General features: G+C 39.7%; 3 protein-coding genes and 1 pseudogene. All 4 read right to left on the bottom strand.

Translation table 11 applies throughout. The annotated features are described in order from the left end of the window. Positions 1-340 precede the first annotated feature (340 nt). The 4 genes and pseudogenes from V7K89_RS02850 to V7K89_RS02835 all read right to left on the bottom strand — a co-directional run bounded on the left by V7K89_RS02850 (position 341) and on the right by V7K89_RS02835 (position 7,009). Positions 341-1,582, bottom strand: coding sequence for an S-layer homology domain-containing protein (locus V7K89_RS02850; protein ID WP_335184240.1), 1,242 nt, complete (start codon positions 1,580-1,582; stop codon positions 341-343). A 403-nt stretch (positions 1,583-1,985) separates the two neighbouring features. Continuing rightward, positions 1,986-2,615 (bottom strand): annotated as a pseudogene (locus tag V7K89_RS02845) (S-layer homology domain-containing protein); the annotation flags it as partial. 1,646 nt (positions 2,616-4,261) lie between these two features. Beyond that, complete coding sequence (locus tag V7K89_RS02840) at positions 4,262-4,975, bottom strand: conjugal transfer protein TrbI (RefSeq protein WP_335184239.1); 714 nt, start codon at positions 4,973-4,975, stop codon at positions 4,262-4,264. A gap of 417 nt (positions 4,976-5,392) precedes the next feature. Next, positions 5,393-7,009: an NACHT domain-containing protein gene (locus tag V7K89_RS02835; protein ID WP_335184238.1), complete on the bottom strand. Its 1,617-nt coding sequence runs from the start codon at positions 7,007-7,009 to the stop codon at positions 5,393-5,395. Between the last annotated feature and the right edge of the window lie 55 nt (positions 7,010-7,064).

Below are 7,064 nucleotides of genomic sequence, written 5' to 3'. Positions count from 1 at the left end.
TCTATTCGCAATAAACAGAGGTTTTATCGCCAGGGTTTGAAAGCTATGTCACTTATACAGCAAGCTCTTTAGCTCCCCTGTCGCCCCCTGAAGAAAGTACCAATCATTGAAATTATTTTTTTAAAAATACCTATAAAATTAGTCTTGTTTCACCTCTAAAGTGCTATTATCACTCTCATAAATTAATAAAAAACGGCGTAAAAAAATTGCTTAACTAAAATTTAGTTTAAGCAATTCTCTAAAAATTTTTAGTTTGATAAAAAAACTAGCGTAGGTGCTATATACATACAATATACAGCATTTACGCTATTCTACAATTCGGCTTTAAATGTACTAATGACTATCTTAATGAAACCAATAAGTTTTGATTAATGGTCATTTGTAAATCGGTATTTGGGTCAATGGCGATTAAGTCAACACTCTTCTTACCGAAGAACAGACCAACCAACGCACCGATACCTGCACCACCCAAGACTTCTTCTGTGGCAATGGCGCGATCGCCAGTGACAGCAGATATCGCAGTTGCCGCACCTGCGCCCAATACAGTATTCTTGATAATTGAACCAACACTAGTACCCTTCTTGACGGTTTCAGTTTTGGTAATAACGTCAGAAGTAGCGTTCAGCTGATACTCTTGACCACTGGTCAAAACTAGTTTCTCGGCAACGAATTGAGAACCGCCTGTAGCAGGTTTTAGTTGACCAACAACTTGACTACCAGCAGGAATCACTACAGATCCGTCTTGCGTCACTACGTTTTGGGATACTGTTAATGTCAAGGGTGATGTTTCATCCTTTGTAACTAGAATTTTTTCCGCCTTGTCATACTTCACAGGAATAGTAGTCCCTTGGGCAATTGTCACTGATGCAGGTGTTGGGGTAGTAGATCCGACAGCCACAACATAGGGTGAGTTAATTGCTGAGGCTTGATTAGAACTAACCAATGCTTGGTAGATAAAAGCTGCTACCTGAGCGCGAGTGGCGGTTGCGGTTGGATTCAAGAAGTTCACATTCGGATAGTTCACCACAATTTGCTTTTGGGTTGCTGCGGCGATCGGGTTACGGGCATAGCTAGCGATGTTAGAGGCATCGTTGAAGTATTGCAGAGTGCTTTCGGTATTGCCACTGGGACTATATTCCAGACCGTTAGCCAGAGAAACTAAAACCTGCTCGCGGGGAATAGCTTGGTTAGGCTCAAAGCGATTACCTGGATATCCTGATAAGAAACCAATGGTATAAGCTTGCTCAATTGCGCTGGATGCCCAATAGTTGCTAGGGACATCAGTAAAATTGATCGCTTGTCGTTGCGGTGCTTTTTGGAAAGCTTTGTTGACCATCGCGGCAAATTGGGCGCGTGTCACTGGTTCTTCAGGGCGGAAACTACCATCAGGAAATCCGGCAATTACACCTCGTTGAGATAATTGTTGAATAAATTGTGCCGCCCAATAGTTAGATGAAACATCAGAAAAAGTTGTTTGAGCTAAAGATGGTGAAGCTGTAATGAAAGGAGCTACAGTTCCGATTGTGACGCTAAAAGCCATGAGTGCAGCTGTTTTAGATTGCCAACGATTTAAGTTAAACATTATTTTTTTTGCTCCAGTTATATTATTTTTTACTGTTAATTAGTTAGACATTTACTAAAGTACAAGGTTCCTAATTTTTCTAGTTTTTGTCAAAACCATTACTTTAGTCATACAATCATAATTAAAAATATTCATGCTAATATAAGTAATATAATCACCCTATTAGCTCTTAGCAAATTTTCCAAAATATAAGTACTAAGGGAGACGATACAGAGATATAATAGTTGCTGTTAAATAGAAAATTTTATGGTTAAAAGTAAAGGCGATCGCACACTCTAGTTAAGGTAGCGATCGCCTATTAAATAACTATCTAAATCAACAGATTCTAATTGTGACTAATATAAGTGTTGAAGTAGTAGACTCGACAACTACTGTATACGGCGATTTAATTGCTGAGTCTTAACACAACATAGGGCGAGTTAATTGCTGAGGCTTGATTAGAACTAACCAATGCTTGGTAGATAAAAGCTGCTACCTGGGCGCGAGTGGCAGTTGCAGTTGGATTGAGTAACTTCACATTCGGATAGTTCACTACAATTTGCTTTTGGGTTGCTGCGGCGATCGGGCTACGGGCATAGCTACCGATCTTAGAGGCATCGTTGAAGTATTGCAGAGTGCTTTCAGTATTGCCACTGGGACTATATTTCAGACCGTTAGCGAGGGCAACCAAAACCTGTTCGCGGGGAATAGCCTGATTAGGCTCAAAGCGATTACCTGGATATCCTGATAAGAAACCAATGGTATAAGCTTGCTTAATTGCGCTGGATGCCCAATAATTGCTAGGCACATCAGCAAAATTGATTGCTGGCCGTTGCTGGGCTTTTTGGAAAGCTTTATTGACCATTGCAGCAAATTGGGCGCGTGTCACCGGTTCTTCTGGGCGGAAGCTACCATCAGGAAATCCGGCAATTACACCTTGCTGAGATAATTGTTGAATAAATTGTGCTGCCCAATAGTTAGATGAAACATCAGAAAAAGCAGTTTGAGCTGAAGATAGCGGGGAGCATCCCACTTTGATGGGTTGGTCTTGCAAAGGATAATTTACTGGATCGCAAACAAAACCTGCTGAGTTAGCCTGTATAGAAGTCCGCGTTCGCGGATTTTGTTTCTCTGGCTGTGATTTCCAATCGTCAGATATTTTTTTAATAGTGGGATGCTTACTTAAAAACTCTGAGTCTGCAACAATATCGTGAGTTCCCTTAACACTTACCTTAGAACTATTGAGATAGATATTGTAATCATAAACAACGTTTTTGTTTTTAGTGTTATTATTAATATTTTTCCCAGGAAAAGCATAGAGAATGTTCCTAAGAATTTTGACATCAGATGACGTATGAGCAAATATTTGCCCACCATTAAGTTCTGGACTCTGATTATTTAAAGCAGCTGTGTTATTTACAATATCAACATGATCGCTAAAAAATGCATGAATCCCCGATCCACCATTTTTATATGCAAGATTGTTTTGAACTAAAGTACGTCCTTTATATGCATCCAACTTTGAGTTATCTTGATTTCTTGTACTATCGATAATAATGCCATTACCATCTGTAATCTTTCCGACTGCAATCCAAGGGATATACATGCGATTGTTGTAAGTCTTGTTGTTAGTAACATACATCTTGTATCCCTGGTTGTTGTCAGAATTCCAATTATTCAACAATGAAATACCACTAGAACCATAAACACCATACCAGGCATTATTAAATACCACATTATTATCTATTGTCACATAGTCTGCTTGAATCGCTGAAATGCCTGCTCCTCCACAGTCATGCACCTTGTTATTCAAAATACGGATGTGATGAACATGACCATTGGTTCGTCCGTCAACGTTGATACAGTTTCCATTCGTCAGTGGGTTTAGTTTGTTAGTCTTCTGACTCATCGCATAATCAAGGGTTATATTGGCATTATTTCCTATAACCTCTAGCCCGTTGATCTCGATATATGAAGCTTTATTTGAAATCGTGATCCCATTCCATGTATTGTGCTGAATTTTTGGGAAATGCCCAGGATATGCTTTATACTTAATCCATGCATTTGCAGTTCCAGAACGTTTAATATTTACTACATTTCCAGCTTTGCCTGTATTTGTGTATACTCCGTTCATAATCAACACTGTATCGCCAGGGTTGGTGAGGTCTGCTGCCTTTTGAATTGTCCTAAAAGCTGATGAAGTAGAGAGTCCGCTATTATTGTCGTTTCCACTACCACTAACATAGTATGTTTTCGGTGTTGAATTCTTGCTGATTAGGTTGTCGTGGCTGGATAGACTCATTTCCTTGTTTGTGGATACGTGACGGACGTTTTCTACTAAAGATACTTTTATATTGTCTCCCGGAATCAAAAGACTTAATATTACCGGAATTGCAAGATATGTGCTTAAACCGAAACCTTGAATTACCATAAGAATAGGCTCCTCAATCGCTACTACTTAAAAAAAGTATCAGGATATTCCATAATTTTGAATACTCTTTTAGATACAAAATATAATAGAGCTAACTTTTAAATAAGTATTCCAATAAAGATTGATACTGATTAAGACGATATAGAGGTGGAATAGTTGCTGTTAAACAGAATTTTTTCGGGTTAAAAATAAAGGCGATCGCACACTCTAGTTAAAGTGGCGATCGCATATCAGGGATGATTAAATTCACAACTTGAATGAAGTTAAATCTAGTAGCGGGATTGTGGTACTAAATTCAAGTTAGAATTCAATGTGAGCCTTAAATCCTGTTCAGGTCTGAGGACAAAAGCATCTCTTTCTTTGTTCCGCAAAAGCACACTCGCACCTGCACCCGCAGCCGCACCGAGAACAGGTTTTAAATCGTCAATTTTGTTATTACCAGTAATTAGTGAACCTAAAAGACCAGCACCCCCACCAATAGCTGCGTCAGTTAAAACCTGACTGGTGTTAGGCCCCTGTTTAACTCTTTGAGTTGTGGTATATGTCCGAGAACTTGCATTAATCGACTGACGCTGACCATTAGAAAATTCTAATTCTTGAGCGACAAACCTTACGCCTTTTCCTTGGTTATCATTTCTATCTCTGGAATAACCATCTAAGTCAACAGGTTCTAACCGTCCATTTACTTTAGTACCAGCAGGAATTAAGACATTTCTATTTCTATCGATAATGTCATTGGCTATTCTCAAGGTTAGAGATTTACTTTCCCCAGGAGCAATAGTAATTGTCTCTTTATCGTAGGTGACAGGAAAAGCAACTCCAGAAGGAATGGTAACGTTTCCGTATTGTCCAATTCTGTCTTGGTTAATTCTATATTGTGCATTAGCAGGAGCCAAGCTCAACAGGGGACTAATGATGGTTGTAGTAACCGCCATTGCCATAAGTGCAGCAGTACCAGATTTCCATTGATGTATGCGAGTCATAAGAGGGTTGTCCTTTGTGTATGTGATGTATTTAATGACGAGGATGCACTGAGTTTGTTTCTGACTGTTTTTGAACCTGTCTATAGGCGTATTCTGAAGATAAAAGCACTTATTATGATGGGAAGTCTGTGCGATCGCGCAGGTGTAGCCTGTCGTAGACATAGCTTTTCAGAATTTGTATCCTGCTAATGTGCGTTACTAAAATCAAAGCTCAGACACTCACACTCTTAAGACGTAAAATGAGTATTATTTTGTTCCAGAATGCTTTTTATTAGTTATGTCCACATATCTTAAGCCATCAAATAGAGGCGAATAGGCTAACTGCGAACTATTACTTTTATTATAAATTTATTTGCTAGAAATTAGAAAATATTTTCGCTTTCTTAACAAATGATTTAGTATCTGCTATGTGTATATTTAAGATTGTTGCTGGTACTGTTTGATCTCTGCGATCGGAAAGAGCAAAGTATCTTCTATTTGTTGTCGCACTTCACAGCTAACATAACAATCGCTATTTAGGCAATCTACCAGTAATTTATTGGCATCATAATATTGCTGAAGCAATTCTTTTTGCTTGTCGGTGAACTGCCAATCATGACCGATATTACGATATTTAATCATTACTTTTCTTAATTCTTCACACCAAGCCTCCCCATTAGCTAACCACCATTTCTGAGATTCTTGCCTGGCTTGTCTGCTTGGTAGTTGCTCTCGAAGTTTTTGCAGCAAATTCTTGAGTTCTGGGTCGAGGTCGAGGGATCGGGAGAAGTCGAGGCAGAGGCAGAGGCATAGGCAGAGGTTGAGGTCGAGGGATCGAGAGAGATTAAAGGAGAGGTCGAGGCAGAGGCAGAGGCAGAGGTCGAGGGATCGAGATAGATCAAAAGAGAGGTCGAGGGATCGAGAGAGGTCGAGGTTGAGGGAAAGAAATCGGGAGAGGTCGAGGTCGAGGTCGAGGTCGAGGCAGAGGAATCGGGAGAGGAATCGGGAGATGTCGAGGTCGAGGGGGAGGGAGAGGTAGAAGGAGAGGTAAAAGGCCCTTAGTGCTGCTGGTTTGTAAGAAAACTTAACGGAAAGAGATTTTTTTCTTACCCACAGAAGAAACTTCTGCGAATTCTGATCGTCAGCCACCATAAAATCAATTTTCTCTTTCATCAACAGTAATAACCGATCTGCACTTGGAGACATCCCAACCGCCAGCAAAAAGACTTCCCGCCAGCGTTTCTCAGTAATATGGCTAACAAGATTTTGTAGCGCTTCCTCTGATGACTGTCTCACAACCACAAATTCTCTAGCTGTGAAATACTCATGAAATGTCAAGTGAGAAAATGAGTAAATCCCTTTTGCCCTTGCTACAACTAGTCCATGATGATGTTCAATTGAACGCAAAACTTGCTCACTGTCAAGTTGCAATGCTTCTTCGTCAGTATTGGCATCTGGTAAATTGCGGATGTATTCTGTAATGTATTGCTCTGCTACTTTCTGCTTGAAGAAATAGTCACCGCGCTCAAACGTGGTCAGAGCCATTTTGCTGAGTAAATCTTCTTTGCGTTGGACTGATAGCTTTTTGTAAATATGGTCACGTTGGATTCCCCGCTTTGCATCCCATTTTTTCAATAAAGCATCCAATCCTTCTTTATATAACTCAGAACGATTTGCAGGAAAATCTCCTGACTCTTCAAATGTTAAACAAAGCAACGTCAGCAGAAGTGGACTTGCAGCAAGTTGTTTGATGCGGTTATTTTCTTCGAGACGTTTGAGAAAAGTCTCTGTTTTTACAGCTTTATCTTTAAACCAGTTATTGGCAAAATTAGAAATTTGGTTATCCTCAAAATCAGCAACTTCCACCTCTGTGAACTTCTCAAAAGTATATTCGTTCGCTGCAATACGGCAAGTGGTTACAAAATAGTTTGTATAAAACTTTTGAGGAAATTTTTTACACAGCCATTTTAGCAATCCACCAGAAAATGGCGTATCGCGAATGCTTTGGTCTTTACTTAAACCATGTCTATCTTGAAACCCGTAGTTTTTCCTCATCTTCTTCAAGGTGATTTTTCACCCACAAGCGCTCGCAAATTTCAAAAGGATGGGA

The sequence above is a fragment of the Nostoc sp. genome (genome assembly GCF_036917515.1).
GTDB lineage: Bacteria > Cyanobacteriota > Cyanobacteriia > Cyanobacteriales > Nostocaceae > Nostoc.
This window is presented reverse-complemented; position numbering and strand designations above follow the sequence as displayed.

Bases quoted from the DNA above. Each gene is read 5' to 3' on its own strand.
- V7K89_RS02850 (WP_335184240.1), bottom strand. From the start codon at position 1,582: ATGTTTAACTTAAATCGTTGGCAATCTAAAACAGCTGCACTCATGGCT.
- V7K89_RS02840 (WP_335184239.1), bottom strand. From the start codon at position 4,975: ATGACTCGCATACATCAATGGAAATCTGGTACTGCTGCACTTATGGCA.
- V7K89_RS02835 (WP_335184238.1), bottom strand. From the start codon at position 7,009: ATGAGGAAAAACTACGGGTTTCAAGATAGACATGGTTTAAGTAAAGAC.